The organism is Thioclava sp. F28-4 (assembly GCF_002020045.1).
Classification (GTDB): domain Bacteria; phylum Pseudomonadota; class Alphaproteobacteria; order Rhodobacterales; family Rhodobacteraceae; genus Thioclava; species Thioclava sediminum.
In genome coordinates, this window is sequence record NZ_MPZQ01000005.1 from 1 (window position 1) to 24,725 (window position 24,725).

Consider the following 24,725-nt stretch of genomic DNA (forward strand, 5'->3'; position numbering starts at 1 on the left):
ACATAGAGCCAGTCGCGCACGTTGGACCCGTCGCCATAGATCGGCAGCGGCTTGCCCGCGAGCGCGTTCAGGATCACCACCGGGATCAGCTTTTCCGGGAAGTGATAGGGGCCGTAATTGTTCGAGCAATTGGTGAGCACCACCGGCAGGCCATAGGTCTCGTGCCAGGCGCGCACGAGATGGTCCGAACCCGCTTTCGAGGCGGAATAGGGGCTGTTCGGGGCGTAGGGCGTCTCTTCGGTGAACTGGCCGGTGGGGCCGAGCGTGCCGTAAACCTCGTCGGTCGAGATGTGGTGGAAGCGGAAGCTCTCGGGGCGACCTTCACCCTCCCAAAAGCTGCGTGCCGCCTGCAGCATGTTGTAGGTTCCCATCACGTTGGTCTCGATGAAGGCACCGGGGCCGTCGATCGAACGGTCGACATGGCTTTCGGCCGCGAGATGCATCACCGCGTCGGGCTTGTGACGGGTGAAGATCGCCGTCAGCGCCTCGGGATCGCGGATATCGGCCTGCTCGAAGGCGTAGAGCGGACTGTCGGCGACGGGCGCGACATTCTCAAGGCAGGCGGCATAGGTCAGCGCGTCGAGGTTCACCACCTCATGCCCGCGCGAGACGGCGAGACGGACGACTGCGGAGCCGATGAAACCTGCGCCGCCGGTGACGAGGATCTTCATGCTGCGCCCTCCCAGCTGAAGGGGCTGTCGAACCCGGAGAAAAGCGGCGCCTCGGCATCCTTACCGGACAAAACAGGCTCTATTCCTGCGGAAAGCGGCCAGTCGATGCCCAGATCCGGGTCGTCCCAGCGGATCGCGCCCTCACACTCGGGCGCGTAGTAATCCGAGCATTTGTAGACGATCTCGGTGCCCGGCTCGAGCGTGACGAACCCATGCGCGAAGCCCGCCGGGATCAGGAGCTGCTTGCCATTCTCGGAGCTCAATTCGGTGCCGAACCACTGGCCGTAGGTCGGGCTGCCCTTGCGGATATCCACCGCAACGTCCCAGAGCCGCCCGCGCCCGCAGCGCACCAGCTTCGCCTGCGCGTGCGGCGGGGCCTGAAAATGCAGCCCGCGCACCGTGCCCACGGCCTGGGAGACCGAATGATTGTCCTGCACGAAACCGATCTCGATCCCGGCCTCGGCAAATCGCTTCGCCGAATAGCTCTCGGAGAAAAATCCACGGTGATCGCCGAATCGCTTCGGGGTGATCAGCAACAGACCATCGAGGCTGGTCTTTTCAATCTTCATGAATAGGAAACCTGTGAAGTTTGTTCAGCTATCTCAATAGATGCCGAATTGGTAAGGAACGTAGCATTGCTGGAAATGCCAGGAGAGCTGTGTCCAGACGAGGAAGACAGTCGTGAGCAAGGCATAGGGCGCCACGGTCCAGAGCTGCCGATTGTGCAATCCCTGAAGATAGGGAATTCGGGCGAAGATCACGAGCTGCAAGGGAATGAGATAGTAGCCGAAACGATCGCCAATCACCGAAGACACGAAGAAAAGCCCCAAGAAGGCCACCATGAGCCACGCCGCGATCGTAACCAGCTTGTAGTCCTTGGGAAACTGCTGCTTCCAAAGAGGACGAATTTTCAGCAGATAAACGGCTCCGGACAAGACGAGAACGAGAAGTCTAAACGCTGCCCCGGCTGCGTCCACGCCTGTCCCGACATAGCGGCTCGTCGCCTCATCCGCCGCCGACGAATGGGTCATCAAGTAGAGCCCTGGCAGAGCGACCAGAATCGAGAGCGCGATATTGCGTTTATTGAACTGCAGCGGAATGAACGGCGCAAACGCGAGAAAGATCATGGCACTGCGATGAAACAGGACTGCGAGTCCCACGAGTGCGACGTAGCGAAGCAGCTTGCGATCCACAAATGCGTTGAACGCGAAGCACATGATACCAATCGCCTCAGCTTGGCGGATCCCGGACATCGGCATGTTGATGACGAGGATCGGAAAAGCGAGCACCAGAACAGCGAGTGGATTTGGCTGCCGCCGCGCGAGGGAATGAAGGCCCCAGAAAAAAATCCCCGACGCGATGACAAGAAGGTAGGTGTAGCTGAACCCTGCTTGTTGCAGAAGCGCGATGATCGCCCAATGAGCAGGCTCACTATATTGAAGGGCAGCATTGAGCGAGCGGCCATCCATGATATACCAATTCGCGAGATATCCGCTCCAGTCGCAGCCGACCTCATATCTAAATCCAGCAACAACAAAGAGGCTCACGAGAGCGAGCCAATAAAGCCCCCCCCGCTTCGCGGCGCGGCCAAGCAAAATCAGGATACTATATAACGAGTAATAGACCAGCATGCGAATGACTCAGTCGCCGCGGCGTTTTTTCGAATGCGTCACGGCGACATCTCGAAGCATCTGGGCAACGCGCGGGCCCCACACCTGGAGCGAATACTGGTCTTCGACCTTCTTGCGCCCCGCCGCGCCCATTCGGGCACGCAAATTGGGATCGGTCAGAAGCGCGTCGAGCGCCTCGCGCCATTCCACCTCATTTGAGGCGAGGAACCCATTCACTCCGTGCTCCACGATTTCCGAGTTCACCCCCACAGGAGAGGCAATCACCGGGAGGCCGCAAGCCATGTATTGGATAAGCTTGTAACCGCATTTCCCGCGCGCCCAAGGAGTGTCCGTCAGAGGCATGATCCCGATGTCCATCTCTTGGATATCCGAGACTTCCGCTTCCTCGCGCCAAGGTCGCAATTCAACGGTCGGATCGGCTTCAGCGTCTCTCGCAGCGCCTATAGCGAGAATTTTCGCCCTGCGCTGTTTTGAAACTGAAGCAAGCATAGCCTGCATAGGAGACAAATATTCAGACCACGTACTCGGGGTGCCGATCCAGCCGATAACGGGTACATTATCGGCCGCTGTGGTCGACGGCGAAATGGGTTTGTAGACGGCCGTGTCCAAGACGGTGGGCACGATCTGAACATCTCGGCAATGCGGACGCGCATAAGCGGCAAGGTATTCGTTGCCCGCGAATACGCAATCTGACGCGCCAATTGCCGCATTAAGTTTGCGGCCCAATATAGCACGAACCGCAGCCCTGCGATTTAGGTCATAGTTGTGAAAAATCGCGTCATCGAAGTCATAAACGACCGGCACGCCCGCAAGTCGCACCGCGCGCTCGGCCACGCTGGGAAGAAAAGGGAACAACTCGTATTGCACCCAGAGTAAATCGATTTCTTGTTGCCGCACCAACTGTCGAAGTCTGTCTACATAGCGTATGGCAAGGTATCCATGAGCGTGTCCCACACCGGAATAGAGCCGCTTCAGATAAGTGTCCTCGAGAAGAGGCCATGCAACTGTCTCGCAATCTAGGTCGGTCAGCGCCGTATCATATTGATCGAACCGCTGCCGCGTTGCGGCAGCAAGTGGCCCATATTTCGTAAGTTTAGCAACTCGAAGGGTCATTCACCGTACCTACTTTACTCCTAGCCCTACCATCCACAGAAATTGGAGAGCGCCGAAAAGGTTACCTCGCATTAAGTCTCGGCTAGAAGGGTTTGCAAGCGCTGCGAAAAAGCCTGCGGCGAAAAGACTTTCATCACCCTCTCACGCCCAGCCGCACCCATCTTGGCGGCACGATCGGGATCAATGCAAAGGGAATGCATGGCCTCAACGCAGGCTGCAATATTGTCAACAGGAATCATAATTCCAGTCTCGCCATCGCGAACAATTTCAGCTGGGCCACCACATTTAGTAGCAATTATGGGCAAACCGCAAGCGCTCGCTTCCAGGACCGTGCGTGAAAATGACTCAGACCGCGATAGATTTAACGCAACAAACGCACCCTCAAGCACCGAACGCGGGTCCTTCACAAAATCTCCGAATGTAATTGCATCAGCTACACCCAGTGACGCGGCCTGTGTTTCCAACTTCTTTCGATAAATGCGGTTGCGAGAAAGCCCCATATCGCCACCATAAAATTTCAGCCGTGAATTAGGGAAGCTGGAAAAAATCTGAGAAAACGCCTCTATTGCAATGTCCTGCCCCTTTCCGTCGATGTAGTTTCCTACGAAGACAAAGGTAAGATGATCAGAATATTTCGCCTCGGGACATGGTAAGAATTCCGCGCTGACCGGATCATAAATTAATTCCGAGGATATCCTTTCCGGTAAAAGGCTTTGGATATGACGCGAAACTGCAATGATCCTATCGGAAAACAGACTGGAGAGCTGGAGCCAAAACCGTCCAACCCGTCCGAAAACGTCAGGGTCAATACGAACCCACGTAAATATCTGCGCTCGGTAGCCGAGAAAACGCAAGAGCGACGCTTCAACCAAGTAGAAATCATTAACCAAAAGCACTGCATTTGGATATCGCGAAAGTCGACGACGCAAGTACAAAGCAGTCCTCGCCAACCTCGGCAGGTAAAGAGACACATCTTTAAAATTGCGTCGCAATGGTCGGATGGGCAGTCGATGAACCTCTGAAAAATCAGACATTTCTTCGTCTTGGAGAAGCGCGGTATCGGGAGTGAGTAAGATGACATCCGCATCTTCTTTAAGTGAACGTGCCATTTCTCTCGCCGAAACAAAGGCTCCCGTCACAGCTATAGATCCATCAAGAATCACGACTATAGAACGCTGCTCAGTCATTCAACATAGACTCCACGCCACCTAACTGAAAATGCGATAAAATTCGCGCGACATCTCAAACGAAGCTTCAGCACTACGCTCTCCAATTCGCCTCCAAAGACAGAAACAAAATAGCGGCACGTTTCAACAAGGAAAAAGCAAAAGAAACCAACATAGAAACAATGCCTAGATGGGCGAGCCCCCCCAATACCCAGTTACTCTCGCAAAATTTGCATCCACTTTCGCAAACCCTCGCTATGATCCATTGCCAATCCCGCATCTTTCGCACTTGCCGCCAGTCTTTCGCGCAGCAGGGCGTTCCCCAAGAGCTCCAAGATAGCATTTACCCAAGCACGGTTAACAAGTTCATCGCCTGGAATAGGTGCGAGGATGCCATTACCAACAACTTGAAAATTAGTGTCGCACAAGGAAGCATCATCATAAGGCGAAGAAAGGATCTCCCGCGGACCAGTCGGGCAGTCCGAACTCACTATAGGAAGGCCGCAAATCATGGCCTCACACAAAGCCAGCGGGAAACCTTCCCAAGACGACGGAAAAAGAAAAATATCGGAACGCACCAAGTAGGCGTAAGGGTTTGAAACGTGGCCTAAAAAACACACCTCGAAATCTACGTCCATATTTTGAGGAGAATCATCCCATATGTCGTAGACTCTCAAACCACGCCTCTTCGCGACATCCAAAAGAAACGAACGTAGTTCGCCGTCCCCTAAGATCACGAGCCTTGCCGGCACACCACGCATACGCAGCTCGCAGACAATATCAATTAGAGACGCTTGATTTTTCTGTCGAGCCAACCGGCCAGATGTTACTAGAGTGATTGCACCGATAAATATTGGCTCTAATTTCTCATCAACACCAAAAGTTGACAAACTCAAGATACCGTCGACATCAAAAGTATTCTGAAGCGCAACCGAATTCTTAACGCCACAAGAAATCAACTCCTGAGTAATTCCGCCACTTACGCCCACCGATCTATTCGCGAGATTGTATAGGAATGGGAAAATAACGCGAATACGGAAAAACTGCAGTAGCTTTGAAATATTTCGATCATGCAAAATAGTACCGTGAACGACAAGGAACTTTTTGGCAGAAGAAAATGAAAGGATGTTCACCCAGTTTGCGCCATCCATATGGCTAATAACAACATCATAGCGTTTCTGCTTCACTAGCGATCTAAGCTGCAAACAACGTGAAACTAACCGACCCGCGGCTCCTAACTTACTCCACAAGCCTTTCCGATCCAACCGATGGGCAGTGAACCCAGTGTTATAAAACCGCTCACCTACACTAAAGTCGAAAACAGCCTCCTCGACATAGCACTCGCGCGACAAAAAGATTGCCTGATCATAAAGAACTTTCTCGGCCCCCCCGCGACCATAGTGGGGCGAAAGCAAAAGTATCCTCACCGCTTTACTTCTCCAAATCTCATGACTGAATCAACATCTACGTAAGGATAAAGCGCCTACCTTTACCTAACATCCTACACGCTCTTGTGCATTAATCACCACGGCAAACCCCGTAGAAGCAACAGTTTCAAGCCTGCAAGAAATGGACGCTTCATGAAAATCCAAGGCGCCGACAGGAAAGCACGGACAAGATACTTTTTCGCTTCTGAAAGCGAGACGCCATCAATGTAGAGAAATTGAAGTGCGACTTGCAAAAACAAGCTTGCAAGGAGACTACGATAGCGAATAAAGCCGAATTTGCGTCGAATTTCATTTTCGCGCCCGATAAGATAAACAATCAGATCATAAGAAGCTTTAAACCGGTTTGGATCAATATTTCGGACCGAACTTGCGGAGTTGACTTGATAAACAAAAGTTACGCGATCAACAAATTTAACGCCGAAGCGAGAGTATATCCGAATAAAGAATAACCAGTCTTCTCCATGAACTGCGTACCTGCTCTCCGGAAAGGGAAATGAAACCGCCACGTCTCGCCTGATGACAGCCGCACCTATCGCAAAAATGTTTCTAAATGCAAGAGCACGGCTTACATCATATTGCGAAGGATAAATCGCCTCATGCCAAGATCTTGCGGCTTTATCCTCGATCAGAAACGCACTATGAAAAAATCCTTCTTCACCATTCGATAAAATCGCTGAGTAAAACTCCCTAAGATGATTTGGAAGAATGCGGTCATCAGAATCAAGAGGCACGACATACCGACCGCAGCTCATACGAAATCCAAAATTTCTTGCTATGCTCCGCTCTTCATTTTCCTTCCAGAAATACCTGATGCGAGCGTCAGAGAAATTGCCAATAATTTCTTCAGAACATTCGCGATCCCCACCGTCATCAACAACAATAATCTCCCAAGAATCGAATTCCTGATCGATCACGGACTGGATGCAATGCGCAAGTTCTTCCGGACGATTAAAAGTAGGAACGATGATGGAAAAAAAAGGCTTTTCGCAGTTAAAGCTTGAAACACTCATCAATCATCGCCTCTAGTTTAAGAACATTTTTGCGAATATTTTTTTCCCAACCTCCATAGAATTCATTCCCATGCCCTTCTAGCTGCTTTCCGTCAAGAATCTGACGGGCGATAGTTGGGCCACCTTCGTGCTGCAACAAAATTTTCGTTTCTGGACTCATTTCCTGAAGTGACCTTAATTTTTCGCTATCGGCGATTGTTATACTTGGCACACCAAGCAACGTGGCGGAAATTACACCATGAAACCGATTCGAAATTACTACCGAAAATTTCGCGAGCTCACGAGCAAATTCATCAATTGTAAGGCTCCAAGGACGCCATACGATGCTTGCGTACCCGGCTTGTGAAACTGTCCGAATTAAGTCCGCGTCGTAACTCTCTTCAAAGAAGACAAAAGTCGGAGGACAGTCCCAGTCGTGACTTAGCGAAGCCTCAATCATCTCTAGACTGCTACGCTTCCTTCCACACAGTATCACACCAACACCCTTGCGATGAGTTGCCGGGACTTTCAGTTTCGAAAATGAGGCTGAATGCGCGAAAGCAAGATCTGTGCCAATTTCACAACATGCTCCCAGCCTGCGTCCGTTTTCTAAACTAGTACTATCACGAACCCAGATCTTATCTAGACGACCCAGTTGCTCCATATTGCGAACGAGGTTTTCTGCAAAGAAATTATGAAAATTGATGCTGTTTCCAATACCAATAGATCTCTTTGACACCCTTCGCTCCTGCTTTCCAAGCAACTTCCGCACAGGAAGCGCAACCTTCCCTATATGCCTCACCCTGAAAATATGAGCAAAAATGTTTTGTAACGTAAATTTCCACGACCTTCTTCCAGGCTGAAAAACCCCTCCTCCACCGTGAATTTCAAGATCAAAACTGCCTCTCGTGCGCCAGTCAATTATTGTGACGTCCCCCTCCAAGAGGCGATATATATAGTCTCGGTATCTCGCACCACTCATGCCCTGATCGCAAAAATCCATATTATTAGCTAAAACATATATTTCAGCTGTCGGATAAAATCCTCTTACGATCGCATGCGTCGCGATTAGAAGAAGATCGTCTCCAAAATTCCCAAACCCATAATAGCCCCGCAATAATATCTTCATGCAGAACCTCCGAGGACATTAATTTGCACGCTTGCGGAATCACCATTCCTTTGAAATTCCAATGAATTTCTAAGCTTCTCCAATTTAAAACCAGGCCGCACCTTATACTCTAGGACCATATTGCTTGACTGCTTGAGTCCAAATTTCATCCGATTGGATCCAGTTCGTCAGGTTGAAAAACTCGCACGATTTCACCGGAGCCTAACTCGATAATTCGGTCGCACCCCCTCAATGTCGTCAAACGGTGAGCAATCATAAGCAAAGTCTTGTCACGACCTAACTCGTGAATTGTCCTCATAATTCGTGCCTCTGTATCGCTATCTAGAGCGCTCGTAGCCTCGTCAAGAACGATGAGGTCAGCAGATTTGTAAAGTGCGCGAGCTATACCGATACGCTGACGTTGTCCGCCTGAAATCCGCATGCCACGTTCGCCGACTAACGTTGCGAAGCCAGCATCACCATCATTAACAAAACGTCCGATGCTCGCTTTCTGTGCGGAATCTATAACACATTCGCGATCTATATCGCTTTTCGAGACCCCGAAAGCAATATTTTCAGCGACACTAGCATCAGTCAGGTAAATGCTCTGTGGCACGTGGGCAACCTGTTTGCGCCAGGCGAAGAGATTACTTCGGTCGAGGGGCGTCTCGTCCACCTCTATTTCCCCTCTAGTCGGTGTCAAAAGCCCCATAATCAGATCAATTAGCGTGCTCTTACCCGCCCCAGTTTGACCGATGATACCAATTCTCTCACCTTTGTAGATCGTCAAATTGATACCGCGTAAAATGTAAGGATCCTCTGCGGAATAGCGGAACCAGACGTCTTTGAGCCGAATGTCTCGCGCAAACTTAGTTCCGTCTGACTTGGCGAGAGGAACGATATCCTCGCCTCTGACCTTGGCTTGAATTTCAACTAGATCGAGCGCATCGCGAACTACTGCGCGCCCGTTACGAATCGTGGCCCAGTTCTGGATCAGAAGTTGCGCTGCAGGCAGGATTTTCATAGCCCCAACCGCGACCAGAGAAAGCTGTGGAATTACCGAAATGGGATCATCCGCGCTCTTAAAAGTCCATAACGCAAGCCCAACGATTGTTAGCATGAAAGCCGCTTCCATGAAAAGACGCGGCGAGCTCGATAGGAAAGCGCCCCTGGCTTGGTAGTGACGCAGAGCGCGCTGTGTCCGTGACAGCTCATGCGCGAAGAACTGTTGAGTCCCGTCCAATATAATTTCTCGAATGCCTCCGCGCGCGACCTGCATTCGCTCGGTGAATTTTGGTTGCAGTCGCGCCACCATTTCGCCCGTATGCTTTAGCGGAGTTCGAAGTCCCAGCACCAAGACGCCGACAAGAGCCAGTACGAGCAACACAAGTAATATCGTCACGTCTGGCGCTATTAAGAACAGAGTGGCGACTATTGTCATTGCCAGAACAAGCGCCCCAGCAGCCGTCAGCAGAGGGATGAGGCCAACGAAGACAAGCTGTTGCATCTTTACCATCAAACCTGTCAACAGATGACTGCTGTTGAGCCGCGTCTGCTCTGCATATGGAAGTGTAAGCGTTTTTTGGAAGGCGGTTTCGGTGAAGTCTGAACCAATTGCGAAAGAGACGCGCATGCTTGCCCAAAGATACAAAAGACGAATTCCGGCAGCTACCAAAATTAGAATAACGAACAATAGTGCCATTGATAGACGAATTTGGTCAGTGGTATGCCCTCCAAACAACTCGAAAAAGCCGCGCAAAAACGTCGGCACACTTTCCGGCTTGGCGAGTGCATTTATGAGGGGAACGACCATCGTGACAGTGGCAGCTTCGCTGAGCACACTTACGATGAGGAGCATCACGAGCAAACCAAGCTGGTTCCGACGGCCAGCTGGAAGCAGTGCCCAGATACGCTGTATATTGCCCTTGCCTGTTTCTGGCCGAGATGAGGTTTCTTTAATCATGTCATTTTCCAGGTGCGCTGTTGCGTGTTCCAAGTGTCTTCCGCTTGAAGCCGAAAAGCGATAGCCGCAGGGCCAATCTTTTGTGTGCAGCATATCTTTGCGAAGTGCCGTCCCCCGTCCGGCGCGCGCATCAGATTACTCACAACCTCAGATCACTTAGCTCGTCGTCAAAAACGGCCTTCAGATCAAATAGCACACTCTTAGGGCGACCAAAGCGCCGCAGACCGTCAGCCTCCATGTTGCGGAATTCTTCGTGCGCCACCGCAAGCACAATTCCATCATAGGTGGCTTCTTTGGGTATTTTGACTGGATGCAAACCATATGCCGCAACTGCCTCCTCGTGATCCACCCAAGGGTCGCATACATCAACCTGCACACCGTAGTCAGAAAGTTCGCGTAGAACATCGACCACTTTAGTGTTGCGCAGATCTGGGCAGTTTTCTTTGAAGGTCAGCCCAAGCACTAACACCCGAGAACCCGCAACCGGAATACCGCGCTTTAGCATCGCCTTGACCAACCGCCCGGCGACATAGGCACCCATTCCGTCGTTGATCCTGCGTCCAGCAAGGATAACTTCGGGATGATAGCCAATCGCCTCGGCTTTATGCGTTAGATAATAAGGATCGACGCCGATACAGTGCCCGCCAACGAGACCAGGACGGAATGGTAGAAAGTTCCACTTCGTCCCGGCCGCACGCAACACCGCGTCGGTATCGATCTCAAGGCGGTTGAAGATTTTCGCCAGTTCATTGACCAACGCGATATTGAGGTCACGTTGAGTGTTCTCGATGACTTTCGCGGCTTCGGCGACGCGGATGCTTTCGGCTTTGTGAGTGCCAGCCGTGACGATTGAGGCATAGAGCGCATCTACCACATCCGCCGTTTCCGGAGTCGAGCCCGCAGTGACCTTCTTGATCGTCGTAAGCCGGTGCTCCTTGTCGCCAGGGTTGATCCGCTCCGGAGAGTAGCCGCAGAAGAAATCCTCATTGAAATTCAGACCCGAAACTCGTTCGAGCACGGGCACACAATCCTCTTCGGTCGCCCCCGGATACACCGTGCTCTCATAGATCACGATATCCCCACGCTTCAGCGCACGCCCCACGGTTTCCGAAGCCTTGATAAGTGGCGTGAGATCGGGACGCTTATGCGCATCGATCGGCGTTGGCACGGTGACTATGAAGATCTTGGCCTCCACCAACCGCGCCGGGTCATCTGTAAATTCGAGGTGGCGTGCCTGGGTTAATTCCTCAGGGGAAACTTCGCGCGTGTGATCACGCCCAGCGCATAACTCGGCGATACGATCGGGCTTTACGTCGAAGCCGATGACGGGTCGCTGCTTGCCAAATTCCACAGCGAGGGGCAGGCCCACATAACCGAGGCCAATAATTGCGAGAGGGGATGTTGGATTGGTCATGGTTTGAATGTCAGTCCGGTTGAAGAGAATGGGCGCGTCTAAGCCCTTGAGAAATTCGAGTAAGCACCGGCTTCTCATAAAGCAGGTGATAAAGGACTCCGGCCGCCACACCTGCAACGATGCAGGCGATGAAGGTCATCTCCCAACTGTCGAACCGACGTATGGCACGTGCGACTAGAGATTGGAGCGGGTTGTGAACAAGATAGATTGCATAGGAGGATGAGCCGAGCAGTAGGGCCCATTTCGGTGCCCGAAATCCGAACCTGGCTTCGGCCTGCGCCAGACCCAGCACAATTGGCGCAAGCGCCAAACCGAAAAACACACGATGCACGTCTGGTATCATGAAATAGGCGAGACATGCGAAGATCCCGATACCGAGCCCCACGAACCAGAATTCAGTTGGTAAGCGCCGCGCCAGCGCGGCCATCAACATGCCAGCGATGAATTCGAGGATAAGCGGATTAAATAGCGTCGACAAAAGCACTCGGTCCGCCCCCCCCCAAGCTGTTGAACCAGAGTGTCGAGATCGCCCAGGCGCACACCAAAAGCCAGAAGTGACGGGTAAGATAAAATGTTAGAAACATGATGTAGAAGGTCATCTCGAACACAAGCGTCCAAGCAACAGAAAGCGCCGGGGGGCTCCCCGATGGCAATAAAGTGAGCGACGTGAACAGACTCCAGTCGCGGTGCCCTTCGGACAAACCGGGCAAGACCAAGTAGGCTGTGATCAACGCGAGAGTGATCGGAAGGTAGGGGACATAGATCCGGCGTAGCCTTCTACCAAAATAACGTTGCGCCGCCTGCGACGTTCGAGCACCCGCTCCATGCACGTAGTAGATGATGAAGCCGCTGAGAACGAAGAAGAAGTCGACGCCAAGCCAACCCTCTGAGAGCCAGGTGCGATGCCCGTGGGTGGTGAAGGCACTACTCGCCAGCCCGGCGTGATGCGCGACCACTGCAAGGGCCGCGATACCGCGACCGATTTCCAGACTATTCAGCTTGGGCGTTGGGCCACGCTGACTCGCTTGTGCCACGGCGCTCACTTTCCGTAATACCCTCGGAACCAAGCAACGAACTGCGCGATACCATCTTTGAAATCAGTCTGGGGACGATAGCCGGTCAGGTTCTGAAGCAGCGTCGCATCAGCCCAAGTCGCTGGCACATCCCCCATCTGCATTGGCATGTAGTTGCGTTCGGCTTTCTGCCCGAGGCAGTCCTCGATCGCATCGATGAAGTCCAAGAGGCGCACTTTGTCGGAATTGCCAATATTCACCACCCGGTACGGCGCGACCGGAGACAAGCTATCCCACTCCGGAATCGTGTCGCGCGACACGGGACGCTCTGGAACCGCATCGATTAGCAAACGAATGCCCCGCACGAGATCATCCACATAGGTGAAGTCGCGATACATATCGCCGTGGTTGTAAATATCGATTGGGCGACCATCGAGAATGGCATCGACAAATTTATAGAGCGCAAGATCGGGGCGCCCCCAAGTGCCATAGACCGTGAAAAAGCGGAACATTGTCGTCGGCAGGTTCCACAAATGGGCATAGGAATGGCCCATCGACTCGGTGGCCTTCTTCGTAGCCGCGTAAATCGTCAACTGCGTATCGGCTTTCTCGGTCTCGATGAAGGGCATTTCTTCATTCGCGCCATAGACCGACGAGGTCGAGGCCATCAGAAGGTGCTGAACCTCTAACCGGCGCGCCGCCTCCATGACATTGAACGTGCCGATCACATTCGCATCGATATAGGCCCGCGGGTTCTCCAAGCTGTAACGGACGCCCGCCTGGGCCGCGAGATGCACGATAACATCGGGCTTGAATTCGTCCGCGACTTTGTCGAGCAGGACCTGATCTTCGAGCATCCCTTCCGTTGCCGAGAAGCTCTGGCTCTGCAGCAGCATAGCGTGGCGACGTTGCTTGAGGCCGACGTCATAGTAATCCGTCATTCCGTCATAGCCGTGAACGCGGAAACCTTCTGCTAGGAGTAGCTTCGCGAGATGGAAGCCGATAAATCCAGCGGTCCCGGTGATCAGAACGCGCCTTTGGCCTTGTGCCTCAGTCATTTTTTGAATTTCCGTCCGTGTCTTTATTTGCGCCGTGACTAACTTCGGCTTCGAGCGCTTTGATCTCGGCCTTCAGCGCCTCATATTCCGCAACTTTGCGTTCAAGAAACCGGCGCGTCAGCGAGCTTTTTTCGGCAACCCCTTTCGGCGTCAAAATATATGCGTAACGATGCTTGTGTTTTGACGCCGAGAAATTGCCGAGCTTAACTAAGCCCTTGTCGACGAATGCTTTAAGGACGTAGTTAATCGCCCCTACACTGATGCCGACATGTTGAGAAAGCTCGCGCTGACTGATTGAAGGCTTCTCTTCGATAAGACGTAGGATGCGATATCGAGCATCCTCGCGAGCTCGGTCCTGAACCTCACTCACCGCGCTTCACGCCCATCAATCGCTACCGCACGAGAACTGACCGTGGTCCGTCTCGTGACAATGGTTTGATCTGATGAATACATGGCAAGCATGGCGTTCAATTTTGAACGTAGCTCATCGCCCGAGGATGCACAACCGATGAGAAGGAAGCAGCGTGGACCTTTCGCCCATGTCAGCAGAAGACCGCCCAGCGCTGGCCACCTGATGGAGCGCCGCTTCCCGATAGGCAAGCGAAATACATATCTCTAGCAGCTAAGTGCGAAGTTCCGCCCATCAGCGACAAGGTTTACGCGTTTAAGTCCCTAAGACCTTCATTGAGGGAGACCGGGTGCAACGGACAAGAGGCGCCCCGCCCGGAAGACCGCGCGGTGACTGAGGCAGCCCTGCAAACGTTGAATGAAGCCGGAGGGATCAAGAAGGTCATTTCCTGAGCACGGCCCTGAATTGCGGGTGACTTTCTATGTCAGCTTTTCTTTTCATTGAGTTGAAGGAGACAGGAAGAAAATCTGACAATCCGAGCAAAGCGACCTCAGCCATGCATTGGCACCGGCAGAATTACTACTCAGAATGCGATCGGCTCGAGAAGCCCGGCGATCACCGCAAGCCGCCCGCCTTCCCCGTAGCGCTCGCGCCCAAGAGCGTGCCCCATGATGTCGCGCCGGATTCGCTCGTCGATACCAGCGGCGAGCATGCGATCCTCAAGCGCGTGCCGCAGGCTGTAGAGCGAATGCCGCTCGCTTTCCAGGAGCCCAGCATCCCTCAAATAGGTATTCACTGTAGCACTCAGCGTGGCCGAGCTTTCGCGATAGCGCGAAAACCCATCCGGGAACGCGCGCATCGCCTCAAGCGACACGCCGTGAAGCGGCATGACGCGCTCCGCGTTCTGCGTCTTGAGAACCCGCCCGATCGGCTGCAGGAGCAGATGCGGGATCGGATCATCGAGCCGGATCTCCTCGGGCCGCAGCGCTGCGATCTCGCTCGGACGGAGCCCAGTATTCACCATCACCAATAGGATTGCCCGCGCCTGCGGCTCCAGCCCATCGAGCGCACCGGGGGCCAGCAAGCGGTCCCGGGTCCAGTCGTCCGAGAAGGAGGGCCGCCGCGCCGCTTTCCCCTGCCGGAAGCCGAGATCTTCGAGCGGCAGCTCGAGCCCGAGCCGCTTGTCGCGGTTCACGCGCCTCAAGACCGCACTGAGATGCGTCAGATCCTTATTCGCGGAATTCGCGGTGAGCCCTTCGCACGCCATCCGCTCTGCCCACCAATCGCGAAAATCGAGGAAATCATCGCGCGTCAGATCATCAAGCGGCTTGTCCCCGACAACCGCGATGAAATTCTGCACCCCCTTGATATGCGGGTAGCGCCACCGTCGAATCTGGTCCGCACTCTTGCCCAAGGTCTTATCGCGTGCGAGCCCCCAGAACAGCGCGAGCGCCCGCGACACGGTGATCAGCGGCAGCTCCGCCCCACCAAGAAGGGAGTCCGCCCCAAGGAGATCGCGCATCTCGTCACTGGCAACCAGATCGATACGCGCGAGCAGCTCTTGCACGGGCAGACGCGCCACCTTGCGCGCATCGAGAAACCGGTAGCCTCGCGCCTTCGCAAACCGCTTGGCCGCAGCGAACCGTTCCTCCGCGTCTTCCGTGTCGCCATCGAGCATCGCCTCCCAGACCTCGACCTGCTCGGCCCAAAGCACCGACGCCTTCTCTCGCGCCTCCCTCTCTGACCCAGTCCGAAGACTGATCATCACCTCGCGGCGCGGATCGACAGAGGCATACCCCTTGGGAACCCGCCGACGCAGATGCCAGACTTCGCCACGCTTGGTGATATTCATCGCACATCTCCGGGAAAGAGCCTTGTGTATCACCATGTGTAGCACGAAAGCCTTCCCTGAGGAATCGAATTCAACATAAATATCTGATTTAATTATTTTTAGTCACGATCTTTAGTTGCAATTCGAGATGAATGTGTCGGAGAGGAATTCCGATTATCGCGCTCTCCTTCTGCGTCTCCACTCAAGCGGCTCGCGCGCCCGCCAGGTGCGATCTTCGTAATCCAACTCGCCTAACGTTCTACTAAGGAAGGCGCCTCAGACTTCCGGGGAGTAATCAGAGAGGAACGCGGCCAAAGCAGAGACCGCCTGCCCCATATCCACCGCACTCGCATATTCGGCCGGGTTGTGGCTGATCCCGCCCTTGCAGCGCAAAAACAGCATCGCGATCGGGCAGAGATCGGCCATCGCGGAGGCGTCATGCGTCGCTCCCGAGGGCAGCTCGGGCGCGGGCGCTCCGGTCGCGGTGCGAACGGCTGCGGCGAGCCCCTCTCGCAGCCCTGCATCGCAGGCTTGGGCGGGTTGGGCATAGGTCTTCTCAATCTCGATCTGCGTCGCCGTGGCCTCGGCGATCTGCGCACAAAGCGGGCTGAGCGCCGCGCCCATCGCGGTGCGGGCCGGGTCTTCGGCGGCGCGGATCTCGATGGTCAGATCGACCCGCGCGGGGATCGCGTTGACCACGTTGGGCGAAACATCGAGCTGCCCGACCGTCGCCCGGATACCTTGATCGCGCGCCATGTCATGCACGCCACGCACCAGATCCGAAGCTGCCAGCAGCGCGTCATGGCGCATCTCCATCGGCACGGTGCCCGCATGGCCCGCCTCGCCGGTGATCGTGACCTGGTGCCGCTCTATCCCGGAAATCGCGGTGACGACGCCGAGCGGCTTGTCCGCGGCCTCAAGCACCGGGCCTTGCTCGATATGCAGCTCCAGATAGCCTGCGATCGTGGCAGGGTCGCGCGCCAACGCCGCCGTGCCTTCTGGATCGCCGCCAAAGGCCTCGAGCGCGGCACCGAGGCTTACGCCCGCCTTGTCCACCATCGCGAAAACGCCTTGGTCGAGCGTGCCCGCCAACGCGCGCGGCCCGATCAGCGCGGTCGGGAAGCGCACGCCCTCCTCATCGGCGAATGCCAGCACCTCCACGGCAAACGGCAGCGTGCGGTCGCCAAGCGCTTCGAGTGCAAGGCATCCCAGCGCCACCCCCATGATCCCGTCGAACGCACCGCCATGACGCACGCTGTCCTGATGCGAGCCGATCAGGAGCGTGGGCGCGCCCGCAGGCCCCGCGCGCCGCCCTATCAGCGTGCCCGCCGCATCGCGCGTAACCGTGCAGTCCGCCTGGTCCATCCATCCGGTGATGATCTCCAGTGCAGCCTCGTGCTCGGGACCGAACGGCAGCCGGGTCACGCCGGGACCGGGCTCGGAGGCTTTCGCGATCGTCTTCAGCCGCTCTTGCGCAACTGCACTCCAGTCCTGCATGGCATCACCTCTATTTATCATGATAAATAGCTGTCTACTCTTTTGATGCCAATTGGTCTAGGAGAAACGCCAGTGAGTTTCCCCTCAAGAGATCCGATGCCCCGCAAACCCGCCACCGAACCCAAGCGCTCTCGCCCCGCCCGCGTGGCCGATCAGATCAAGGACTGGGTGGTCGCGCAGCGCTTGAAGAAGGGCGACCGCCTGCCCGGCGAGACCGAGATGATCGAACGGTTCGGTATGGCGAAGGGCACGATCCGCGAGGCGATGCGGCTGCTGGAGGCGCAGGGGCTGGTGACCACGCGCACAGGGCCGGGCGGCGGGTCCTTCGTGGGCGAGGTCAGCGAGGAGCGCGCCCGGGCGCTATTGGGAAACTACTTCTATTTCAAGGATCTGACGGTCGCCGACATCTACCAGATCCGCCGCGCGCTGGAGCCCGAAGTGGCCGCGAGCCTTGCCGGAAAGCTCTCAGAGGCGGATCTGGCCGAGCTGGAGGCGCTGGTCTCGCAATATGCCGCCCCCGCCGCCACGCCCGAGGAAGAGCGCGAACAGCATGTGGATTCCCTGAAATTCCACGCGGTGCTGGCGCGGCATTCCGACAATGCGCTGCTGGCCTTCCTGATCCGCTTCATGGCGCAGATCCTGTCGGACCTGACGGTCTATCGAAAACTCTACGCGCCCCATAATCGCGAGCTGTGGGAGAGCGGGCGCAACCACCAGATCGCCCTGATCGCCGCGCTGCGTGAGGGCCGTGCCGAGGATGCCCGCACGATCATGGCCGACCACATGGCCACCGCCCAGCGCTTCATGGAAGCGCAGGAGGCCGAGGTGATGAAACGCTTCATCGCCGAGTGACACGGGCTTTCGCGCCGAGGGCCGCGCCCGAGCCTCGGGCGGGCGCTTCGCAACGCGTGTGGCTTAGCGATTTATCTCGCAAACCCGAAAATCGGTGATGCATGCGCCGACGCCGCCAATGCGCCCTCCCGTGGGGAAGGGTAAGCCGGGAAAGAGGGGCTTTCCAGTGGAAGGGCACCCCGGCGAACGCCTGAGCCTTGCGAAGGCCGGACGGGCGCGGCCTGGGGCTGGTCGCCCCGCGCCAAGTTCCGAGCTACTCCGTCCCGGTCTCGGGCAGCGGGAGCGCTTCGGGCTCCACCAGATCGGGGGCACGATAGGGATCGTCGAGCGTCGGCACGACGCGGGTCCAGCCGTAATAGGGCTCGGCCCGGGCGGCGGCGAGCAGGTCGGTCAGATCCTCGAGCGGCTTGGCGGAGCGGTCGATGCGCAAAGTGAGCGGCGTCGTCGCGCGCGATGCTACCAGAAGCGCCGCTGAGAGCAGCCCGCGACTGTCGCCTCCCGCACGCGCGCCTGCCACCAGCGCGGCCATCAGCCGGTCGGGCATCGCGCCGAGCGTGGAGAGGTAGGTATCGCGCACCGCCTCGATCACCGACCAATCGGCAAGCATATTGCCCGACACCACAACGCCCGGACCTTCCAGCGCGCCGCAGACCGGCACCGACATCTCGCCGGTGAAATGGCCCGTGCGCCCGCGAAGGTCGATGGCGGCGAGTTGGCGGTGGGCGCGTCCGGTATCCGGGCCTGTCACCTCGGCCACGGCGTCAGGCGCGGACATGCCCGCCTTCATCTTCGCCAGCACATCCTCGCCCCAAAGCGTCGAAGGCGCGGTGCCCTGACTGGCCGACAATCCCGATTCGGCGCCGCCGCGCAGCACCCAGCCGCCGACGCAGAGGCTGCCGGTCATGGCCGCCCCGCCAAAGACGCCTGTTTTTTCGTCATATGCCAGAATTGATACCGTCACGGCGGAACTCCGTTAATCTGCGCCCTTGCATTTATCATGATAATTTGCCCTCATGCAATCATCACCAATAAAAATCAGCCATGCTGAACAGGAGAGGTACTATGGCAAAACTCACCCTTACGCGGCGCGGTCTTCTGATCTCGGGCGTGGCGACGGGCGTCCTGATGGGAACCGGTCTGCCTTCGATGGCGGCGACCCCGCCCGGCGTTCTGGTCGTCGGCCAGATCGCGGAGCCCAAAGCGCTCGACCCGGCGGCGGTCACCGCCGTGAACGACTTCCGCATTCTGATGAATCTCTATGACGGGCTGGTGCGCTACAAATCCGGCACGCTCGAAGTCGAACCGGCCCTCGCCGAGAGCTGGGACATCTCGGATGACGGCAAGACCTACACCTTCCACCTGCGTCAGGGTGTGAAGTTCCATGACGGGTCCGATTTCGACGCCGAGGCGGTGAAGTTCAACTTCGAGCGGATGCTCGACGAGAACCACCCCTATTACCACACCGGCCCCTTCCCGCTCGCCTTCTTCTTCTCGAGCGTGGACACGATCGACGCGAAAGACCCGCAAACCGTGGTCTTCACGCTGAAAGAACCCTATGCGCCTTTCCTGTCGAACCTCGCCTATCCGACGGGGCTGATCGTCTCGCCGACGGCGGTGAAGAAATTCGACAAGGATTTCGGCCGCAACCCGGTCGGCACCGGCCCCTTCACCTTCAAGGAATGGCGCCCGAACGAGGCCGTCGTGGTCGAGGGCAACCCGGATTACTGGGACACGCCCACCTCGCTCAAGGCGGTGATCTTCCGCCCGATCACGGACGCCAATACCCGCGTGGCCGAGATGCTCGCGGGCGGGATCGACCTGATGGTCGAGGTGCCCCCGGTGGCGCTCAAGGAGTTCCAGAACGACAGCTACAACCTCGTCGAACAGGCGGGCCCGCATCTGTGGTTCCTGATCCTCGATTGCGCCAAGGGGCCGTTCAAGGACAAGAAGGCCCGTCAGGCCGCGAACTACGCGATCAACAAGGAAGCGATCGTCAACGATGTGCTCGAAGGGACGGCGACCGTGGCCAACGGCCCGACGCCCGCGGCCTTCGCCTGGGCGCATGACGACAGCCTCGACCCCTACCCCTACGACCCGGAAAAGGCCAAGGCGCTGCTGAAAGAGGCCGGCGTGGCCGAGGGCACGGAAGTGACCTTCTACGTCACCGATGGCGGCTCGGGGATGCTCGACCCGGTGGCGATGGGCACAGCGATTCAGGCCGACCTGAAAGCCGTGGGACTGAACGCCAAAATCGAGACCTTCGAGTGGAACACCTTCCTCGGCAAGGTGAACCCGGGGCTCGACTCGAACGGCCAGCATGTCGACATGGCCGAGATGGCGTGGATGACGAACGATCCCGACACCCTGCCCTATCTCGCGCTGCGCACCGATGCCTGGCCCGACAAGGGCGGCTTCAACTCGGGCTATTACTCGAACCCCGAGGTCGACAAGCTGCTCGAAGAGGCGCGCACCGCGACCGATCAGTCCAAGCGCGCCGAGCTCTACAAGAAGATGCAGCAGATCGTGCATGACGACGCGCCTTGGGTCTTCGTGGCGAACTGGAAGCAGAACGCGGTGACGAACGACAAAGTGTCGGACTTCACGCTGCAGCCCTCGTTCTTCCTGCTCCTCAAGGACGTGACGAAGGCCTGATCCTTCCGGGTGCGCGGGCCGCGACAGGCCCGCGCACTCTTTTTTCATCATTTGCGCGTCACCCAAAGGGAGACCAATGGGCAGCTATATCCTCAAACGGCTCTTGCTGGCGGTGCCGGTGATCCTTGGGATCACGGTGATCGTCTTCCTGATCATGGCGATGATCCCGGGCGACCCGGCGACCGCGATCTTGGGCAGCTATGCCACGCCCGAGAACGTGGCGCGTCTGAACCGCGATCTAGGTCTCGATCAGCCGCTGGTGGCGCGCTATTTCATCTGGCTGGGGAACATGCTCCACGGCGATTTCGGCCAGAGCTTCTCGCTCAATCGCCCCGTGATCGACGAGGTGCTGGAGCGGTTCAACAACACGCTGATCCTTGCGGGCACCTCCTTCGTTCTTTGCACGGTGTTCGGCATTCTCGCGGGCGTGGTCTCGGCCGCACGTCAATATGGCTTCGCCGACAAGGCGATCACCTTCGTGGTGCTGCTGGGCATCTCGATCCCGTCCTTCTTCCTCGGGATGATGATGATCCTGATCTTCGCGGTGGACCTGCAATGGCTGCCGGTTTCCGGGATGTATGCGATCTATGGCGGCGGCGATCTGCCCGACTTGATCCACCACCTCACGATGCCCGCGCTGGCGCTCGCCGTGGTGGCGACCGGCGTGGTGGCGCGGCTGTCGCGCTCGGCCATGCTGGAGGTGCTGCGACAGGATTTCATCCGCACCGCGCGAGCCAAGGGCGTGAAAGAGGGCCGCGTGATCTGGGGCCATGCGCTGCGCGCGGCGATGGTCTCGATCATCCCCGTGCTCGGCATTCAGGCGGGCTTCGTGCTCTCGGGCGCGGTCTATATCGAGATCGTGTTCCAATGGCCCGGCATCGGGCGGATGCTGGTCGATGCGATCTTGCAGCGTGACATCCTGCTCGTCCAAGGCGGCGTCGTCTTCGTCGCGGCCTGCTACGTCATTTTCAACATCATCGTCGATGTCGCCCAGAGCCTTCTCGACCCGAGGATCAAGACATGAGCGCGTTCTTCAAACTTCTCGCGCGCAACCGGCTGGCGCTGGGTGGGCTGATCGTGATGGGGTTGGTGGTGGCTCTGGCGCTGATCACGCCGCTGCTGCCGCTCGTCGATCCGGATGCGACGAACACCGCGAACCGCTTCCTGCCGCCGTTTTCCGATGGCGCGCTGCTGGGCACCGATGCGCTGGGGCGCGATCTGCTCTCGCGGCTTCTGTGGGGCACGCGGCTGTCGCTCGCCGTGGGCTTTGCCGCCGCTCTCTTCGCCGCCGTCGCGGGCGCGGCAGTCGGCATCATCGCGGGCTTCTATGGCGGGCGGGCGGACAACATCATCATGCGCGCCGTCGATATGCTGATGGCCTTCCCTTATATCCTGCTGGCACTCGCGATCGTCGCCGCTCTCGGCCCCGGTCTCGTGAATGCGCTGATCGCGGTGTCGGTGGTCAACATCCCCTTCTTCGCACGCAACATTCGCGGCATCACCGTGGGACTTGCCAACAAGGAATTCGTGGATGCGGCGAAGCTCGCGGGCATGTCCAATGCGCGCATCATCACCTCGGAAATCCTGCCCAATGTGGTACCCGTCATCGTGATCGCGATGTCCACCACGATCGGCTGGATGATCCTCGAGACGGCGGGTCTGAGCTTCCTCGGCCTCGGCTCGCAGCCGCCGCAGGCCGATCTCGGGAGCATGCTGGGTGAGGCGCGCTCGGCGCTGATCACCAACCCGCATACCTCGGTCATTCCCGGCATCATGATCCTGATCATCGTGATGAGCATCAACCTGCTGGGCGACGGCGTGCGCGATGCGCTGGATCCGCGGCTGAAATCGGGCGCGCTGAGCCGTCCGATGGCCGCGACCCGCGTGGATCGCAAACACACCCCCGCGCCGGAAGTCGCGACTGACGGCATTCTCAGCCTCGAGAACCTGCGCACAGAATTCCACGTCAAGGACCGGATCTACAAGGCGGTGTCTGGTGTCTCTCTGTCGGTCAAACCCGGCGAATGTCTCGGCGTGATCGGCGAGTCCGGCTCGGGCAAATCGGTCACGGCACTGTCGATTATGGGCCTCGTCGCCTCCCCGCCCGGCGTCATCACCGGCGGGGCCGCGCGCCTTGAGGGCCGCGATATGATCGGTGCGCGCTATGGCGATCTGAGAACCCTGCGCGGTCGCCGCGTCGCCTATATCTTCCAGGACCCGCTGGCGACGCTACACCCGCTCTACAAGGTCGGCGATCAACTGGTGGAGGCGATCTCCAGCCATCGCTCGATCTCGAAATCCGAAGGTCGTGCAAAGGCCATCGAGCTGCTGAAATCCGTGCGCATCCCCAATGCCGAGGAGCGCGTGGACAGCTACCCACACGAGATGTCGGGGGGCATGCGTCAGCGCGTCGGCATCGCGATGGCGTTGGCCAACGATCCCGACGTGATCATCGCGGACGAGCCCACCACCGCGCTCGACGTGACGGTGCAGGCGCAGATCCTCTCGCTGCTCGACGATCTGCGGCGCGAACGCGGGCTCGCCATCATCTTCATCACCCATGATTTCGGCGTTGTGGCCCAGCTGTGCGACCGCGTGGCGGTGATGTATGCGGGTCGGATCGTCGAGGAAGGTCCGACGATGGAGATCCTGCGCGCGCCCGCCCATCCCTACACCGCGCGGCTAATCGCCTGCGTGCCCGAACTCGGCGCGGGCAAACGCAAGCTGGAGGCGATCCCGGGTCTGCCGCCTTCGGTCGATGCGCTGCCCGCAGGCTGCGCTTTTGCCGATCGCTGCCTGAAGGCACAACCGTCGTGCAAAGAAGGCGAGATACTGCTCGAAGGGACTGGATCGCGCGCCGTGCGCTGCCTCTACCCCGAGCTCTCTCTCGCGGAGGAAACCGCATGAGCATCGCCCTGCAAATCACCGACCTGTCGAAAACCTTTCCCGTTGGCAAGAAGCTGTTCGGCGGCGCCACCGGCGGGGTGAAAGCAGTTCATCCGATGACGCTCTCGGTCCAGACGGGCGAGACGCTGGGAATCGTAGGGGAATCCGGCTGCGGCAAGTCCACGCTGGCGCGGATGCTGGTGGGCCTCCTGCCCGCGACGACCGGCACGATCGAAATCGAGGGTTCGGCGCTCGACAACGCCGACCCGGCCGAGTTCGGCAAGCGCATCCAATATGTGTTTCAGGACCCGATCTCTTCGCTGAACCCGCGCAAGACGATCCGGCAGATCATGGATGCGCCCTTGAAGCTGCTGCACGGAATGGACCGCAAGGCACGCGAGAAGCGCATCCTCGAGATCTTTGACAGCGTGAACCTGCGCGCCGATTTCCTCGACCGCTACCCGCATGAGTTCTCGGGTGGTCAGGCGCAGCGCATCGGCATCGCGCGGGCGCTGGCGGCGCAGGCGCGCATCCTGATCCTCGACGAACCCGTCTCGGCGCTCGATGTGTCGGTGCAGGCGCAGGTGCTGAACTTGCTCGCCGATCTGAAACGCGAATTCGGCCTGACTTACCTCTTCATCAGCCACGATCTGGCGGTGGTCGAGGCAGTCTCTGACCGGATCGCAGTGCTGTATTTCGGCTCGGTGGTCGAGGAAGGGCGGGCCGAGGAAATCTTCGCCCATCCGCGCCACCCCTACACGAAGCTGCTGGCCGAAAGCGCGCCGGTCGTGGGGCGTGCGCTGTCCGACCCCGAAGACGGGCACGCGGAATTGCCGAACCCGCTCGACCCGCCACCCGGGTGCGCATTCGCGATGCGGTGCCCCTACGCGACCGATACATGCCGGGACGCAGCTCCCGCGCTCGAACAGATCGGTGACGATCAACGGGTCGCCTGCTTCCACCCCTTGCCTGCCGGGCCCCTCTGACAATTGCCCGGACCTTGGTGCGGCTACGGCGAAAGCCCGACTCCCGGCTCGAAGCCTCAAACTGTTCGAACGGCTGCGGGTAGGCGGAGACCGGAGCA

The 24,725-nt window shown here is 57.6% G+C and carries 22 protein-coding genes; 5 read left to right on the forward strand and 17 right to left on the reverse strand.

Annotated elements, in window-relative coordinates; all coding sequences use genetic code 11:
• The 16 genes from BMI87_RS11790 to BMI87_RS11860 all read right to left on the reverse strand — a co-directional run.
• Positions 1-671: dTDP-glucose 4,6-dehydratase (locus tag BMI87_RS11790; protein ID WP_146681588.1), on the reverse strand; the 671-nt coding region annotated here is incomplete at its 3' end.
• Positions 668-1,240, reverse strand: a complete 573-nt coding sequence (rfbC, locus tag BMI87_RS11795; protein ID WP_078521692.1) for a dTDP-4-dehydrorhamnose 3,5-epimerase — start codon at positions 1,238-1,240, stop codon at positions 668-670. The genes rfbC and BMI87_RS11790, both read right to left, overlap by 4 nt.
• Before the next feature lie 33 nt (positions 1,241-1,273).
• Positions 1,274-2,302, reverse strand: coding sequence for an EpsG family protein (locus tag BMI87_RS11800; protein ID WP_078521694.1), 1,029 nt, complete (start codon positions 2,300-2,302; stop codon positions 1,274-1,276).
• A 9-nt stretch (positions 2,303-2,311) separates the two neighbouring features.
• The gene (locus BMI87_RS11805; RefSeq protein ID WP_078521696.1) at positions 2,312-3,415 is read right to left on the reverse strand and encodes a glycosyltransferase family 4 protein; all 1,104 of its coding nucleotides are present in this window, start codon (positions 3,413-3,415) and stop codon (positions 2,312-2,314) included.
• Between the two features lie 71 nt (positions 3,416-3,486).
• Positions 3,487-4,602: a glycosyltransferase family 4 protein gene (locus BMI87_RS11810; protein ID WP_078521698.1), complete on the reverse strand. Its 1,116-nt coding sequence runs from the start codon at positions 4,600-4,602 to the stop codon at positions 3,487-3,489.
• 194 nt (positions 4,603-4,796) lie between these two features.
• A complete protein-coding gene (locus BMI87_RS11815) occupies positions 4,797-6,008 on the reverse strand; it encodes a glycosyltransferase (RefSeq protein WP_078521700.1) in 1,212 nt (403 codons plus the stop codon).
• 95 nt (positions 6,009-6,103) lie between these two features.
• Positions 6,104-7,039 carry a glycosyltransferase family 2 protein gene (locus BMI87_RS11820; RefSeq protein WP_078521702.1) on the reverse strand — a complete coding sequence of 312 codons (936 nt, stop codon included), beginning with the start codon at positions 7,037-7,039 and terminating at the stop codon, positions 6,104-6,106.
• Positions 7,020-8,147 carry a polysaccharide pyruvyl transferase family protein gene (locus BMI87_RS11825; protein ID WP_078521704.1) on the reverse strand — a complete coding sequence of 376 codons (1,128 nt, stop codon included), beginning with the start codon at positions 8,145-8,147 and terminating at the stop codon, positions 7,020-7,022. Before BMI87_RS11825 ends, BMI87_RS11820 begins: the two co-directional genes overlap by 20 nt.
• 145 nt (positions 8,148-8,292) lie before the next feature.
• Positions 8,293-10,089, reverse strand: a complete 1,797-nt coding sequence (locus tag BMI87_RS11830; RefSeq protein ID WP_168175206.1) for an ABC transporter ATP-binding protein — start codon at positions 10,087-10,089, stop codon at positions 8,293-8,295.
• Between the two features lie 139 nt (positions 10,090-10,228).
• Positions 10,229-11,503, reverse strand: a complete 1,275-nt coding sequence (gene tviB, locus BMI87_RS11835; protein WP_078522111.1) for a Vi polysaccharide biosynthesis UDP-N-acetylglucosamine C-6 dehydrogenase TviB — start codon at positions 11,501-11,503, stop codon at positions 10,229-10,231.
• Between the two features lie 10 nt (positions 11,504-11,513).
• Positions 11,514-11,987 carry an acyltransferase gene (locus BMI87_RS22125; protein WP_168175207.1) on the reverse strand — a complete coding sequence of 158 codons (474 nt, stop codon included), beginning with the start codon at positions 11,985-11,987 and terminating at the stop codon, positions 11,514-11,516.
• Positions 11,965-12,537, reverse strand: coding sequence for an acyltransferase (locus tag BMI87_RS11840; RefSeq protein WP_168175208.1), 573 nt, complete (start codon positions 12,535-12,537; stop codon positions 11,965-11,967). Before BMI87_RS11840 ends, BMI87_RS22125 begins: the two co-directional genes overlap by 23 nt.
• A gap of 5 nt (positions 12,538-12,542) precedes the next feature.
• Positions 12,543-13,574, reverse strand: coding sequence for an NAD-dependent epimerase/dehydratase family protein (locus BMI87_RS11845; RefSeq protein WP_078521707.1), 1,032 nt, complete (start codon positions 13,572-13,574; stop codon positions 12,543-12,545).
• The gene (locus BMI87_RS11850) at positions 13,567-13,944 is read right to left on the reverse strand and encodes a MarR family EPS-associated transcriptional regulator (protein WP_078521708.1); all 378 of its coding nucleotides are present in this window, start codon (positions 13,942-13,944) and stop codon (positions 13,567-13,569) included. The genes BMI87_RS11845 and BMI87_RS11850 overlap by 8 nt, the downstream gene beginning before the upstream one ends.
• 562 nt (positions 13,945-14,506) lie before the next feature.
• Entirely contained in the window at positions 14,507-15,775 is a 1,269-nt protein-coding gene (locus BMI87_RS11855) for a DUF6538 domain-containing protein (protein WP_078521709.1), read from the reverse strand.
• Positions 15,776-16,030: 255 nt separating this feature from the next.
• Positions 16,031-17,251, reverse strand: a complete 1,221-nt coding sequence (locus BMI87_RS11860; protein WP_078521710.1) for a M20 family metallo-hydrolase — start codon at positions 17,249-17,251, stop codon at positions 16,031-16,033.
• Positions 17,252-17,347: 96 nt separating this feature from the next.
• Between BMI87_RS11860 and BMI87_RS11865 the strand changes: the two genes are divergently transcribed.
• Positions 17,348-18,103 carry a FadR/GntR family transcriptional regulator gene (locus BMI87_RS11865; RefSeq protein WP_078521711.1) on the forward strand — a complete coding sequence of 252 codons (756 nt, stop codon included), beginning with the start codon at positions 17,348-17,350 and terminating at the stop codon, positions 18,101-18,103.
• Positions 18,104-18,356: 253 nt separating this feature from the next.
• Here BMI87_RS11865 and BMI87_RS11870 read toward each other — a convergent pair whose 3' ends face one another.
• A complete protein-coding gene (locus tag BMI87_RS11870; RefSeq protein WP_078521712.1) occupies positions 18,357-19,064 on the reverse strand; it encodes a DUF1028 domain-containing protein in 708 nt (235 codons plus the stop codon).
• 101 nt (positions 19,065-19,165) lie between these two features.
• Between BMI87_RS11870 and BMI87_RS11875 the strand changes: the two genes are divergently transcribed.
• The 4 genes from BMI87_RS11875 to BMI87_RS11890 all read left to right on the forward strand — a co-directional run bounded on the left by BMI87_RS11875 (position 19,166) and on the right by BMI87_RS11890 (position 24,627).
• Positions 19,166-20,755, forward strand: coding sequence for an ABC transporter substrate-binding protein (locus BMI87_RS11875; protein WP_078521714.1), 1,590 nt, complete (start codon positions 19,166-19,168; stop codon positions 20,753-20,755).
• Positions 20,756-20,831: 76 nt separating this feature from the next.
• Positions 20,832-21,779: an ABC transporter permease gene (locus BMI87_RS11880; RefSeq protein WP_078521715.1), complete on the forward strand. Its 948-nt coding sequence runs from the start codon at positions 20,832-20,834 to the stop codon at positions 21,777-21,779.
• Entirely contained in the window at positions 21,776-23,662 is a 1,887-nt protein-coding gene (locus tag BMI87_RS11885; protein WP_078521716.1) for a dipeptide/oligopeptide/nickel ABC transporter permease/ATP-binding protein, read from the forward strand. Before BMI87_RS11880 ends, BMI87_RS11885 begins: the two co-directional genes overlap by 4 nt.
• Positions 23,659-24,627 carry an ABC transporter ATP-binding protein gene (locus BMI87_RS11890; protein ID WP_078521717.1) on the forward strand — a complete coding sequence of 323 codons (969 nt, stop codon included), beginning with the start codon at positions 23,659-23,661 and terminating at the stop codon, positions 24,625-24,627. Before BMI87_RS11885 ends, BMI87_RS11890 begins: the two co-directional genes overlap by 4 nt.
• Positions 24,628-24,725 lie beyond the last annotated feature (98 nt).